This window comes from Aphanothece microscopica RSMan92 (assembly GCF_046613545.2).
In the GTDB taxonomy this organism is placed as follows: domain Bacteria; phylum Cyanobacteriota; class Cyanobacteriia; order PCC-6307; family Cyanobiaceae; genus NIES-981.
This window is the reverse complement of record NZ_JBKKKY020000155.1, coordinates 1-1,791: the sequence shown is the minus strand read 5'-3', so window position 1 is coordinate 1,791 and position 1,791 is coordinate 1. Positions and strand designations below refer to the sequence as shown.

The 1,791-nt window shown below is 70.1% G+C and carries 1 protein-coding gene; it reads right to left on the bottom strand.

The window, feature by feature from the left end; translation table 11 throughout:
- Window positions 1-1,616 (bottom strand): hypothetical protein (locus ACLD7X_RS16545; RefSeq protein ID WP_411424782.1); only part of this gene is annotated, 1,616 nt, incomplete at its 3' end.
- Between the last annotated feature and the right edge of the window lie 175 nt (window positions 1,617-1,791).

Genomic DNA, 1,791 nt, shown 5'->3' with positions numbered 1-1,791 from the left:
TGCGTCGGCACCCAGAAGGCACGCGCGATGGCCCGGTCGCGGGTGATGCCGACGGCCACGCTCCATTCCTGGTCGTGGCGCTGATGGTCCACCAGCACCACCGCCTCGTCCGGCGCGAGCAGCGCCTGCAGCGCGGCGAGGTCCAGATCGACCGCGCCCGACAGTTCGGCAAAGGCAGGTTCGCGAGCATGCACCTCAGCCATCTGGGTGCGGATCGTTTCGGCCAGCGTCGCGAGGCGCGTGCGCACCACGGCCTCGCGCGCAGGGTCAGCGTCGGCCAGCGGGCGGGTCGCCAGTTCGGCCACTTCCTCCTCCAGCCGCTGGCGCTCCTCGACCATGTCGGTGGTGCGGCGATAAAGGTCCGCCACCCCCGGATCGCGGATCAGCCGCCGCAGCACCTGTTCGCGCACTGCCCCCCGCGCCGCGCCATAGCCGGTGCGGTGCAGATGGGGCAGCACCTCGACCGCAAAGGACGCCTCGGTCACGCTGCCCCGTTCGCGGCGGAACTCCAGCAGGTCCAGCATGAACTTGCGGTCGGGCGACAGCACCCCTTCCGAGGCCACGTACTGCGCCCATGCCTCGTCGAAGCGTTTGGTGAAGGACAGAAGGCCCGCATAGTCGCGCCGCGTCTCGGCCAGCACGCGGTGGGTGGGCGGCAGGCGGGCGGCGGTGATCTCGACGGCGCGCGCCATGATCGGCAGGGCGGCCTCGGGGCCGCCGTCGGACGCCAGTTGCACCGACCGCGCCTGCATCCGCAGCCAACTGGCATATTCCACGCTGTCCGGGCCATAGACCTCGGACGAGACAGGTAGATTGGCCTCGACAAGGACCGCCACCTCGGGACGCTGGTCCACGTCAAAGGCTGCCCGCGCCCGCGCCAGCCGCGTTGACAACGTTTCGGGGTGGCGCGGGCCGTAGGCGTCGGTATGGCGGCGGTCGGCATCGCGGAAGGCCTCGAGCGCGCCTTCGAACTCGCGCATGCGGTTCAGGTTGTCGCCGATCAGGAACATGACACCAGCGGCAAGCCGCGCCGCCTCGGGCGATCCGTCGCGGTCGAAGATGGGCACGATGCGGCGATAGGCTTCGGTCGCCTCGGTCAGATAGCCCATGCGCCGCAGGATCGTGGCCGCGTCGCGCAGATACAGCGCCGTGGTCGCCGTCTCGGCCCCCATCATGCCGCCCACACGGCGCGTCACTCCGAGCGCCAGCGGCAGCGCCTCGGCGGTGCGCCCGGCAAAGGCCAGACGGTTGGCGTATTCGATCTCGACCGAGGTGTAGAAGGGCGAAAAAGGCAGGAAATGGCGCTGCACCTCGGCAAACAGCCGTTCCACATGTTCCAGCGCCTCGGCATCGCGGCCGACGTTGCCCAGAAGCGCCCCGTAATACAGCGCCACCTCGACCGTGGCGCCATGCGCGATGCCCGGCGACACCAGCGCGTCCGCCAGCGCGCGTTCGGCATGGACCAGCGCCCCGGCCCAGTCGGATTCGCGCGAACGGGCGTTGGCCAGGTCCATCTGTTCGCGCGCCGCAGGCGACAGCGCCGTGACAACAAACGACTGGGCCGCGGCCGCCAGCGGCAGCAGAATCAGGCAAAGACACATCAGAACACGGCGCATGCCCTGTGGTAGCGCCGGGCCGCCCCGCCTGTAAACCGCGCGAAGATGACAAATGCCGTGGTCTCTGGCCTTGGCGGCCGGGCGGGTGCCCTTCCATCTCCACTACTCCAACAAGGGCCGGGACCTCTGCGAGCGGCTGGAGCTGCCCGGCTGTGACCTCGGCGGATTCGACCCC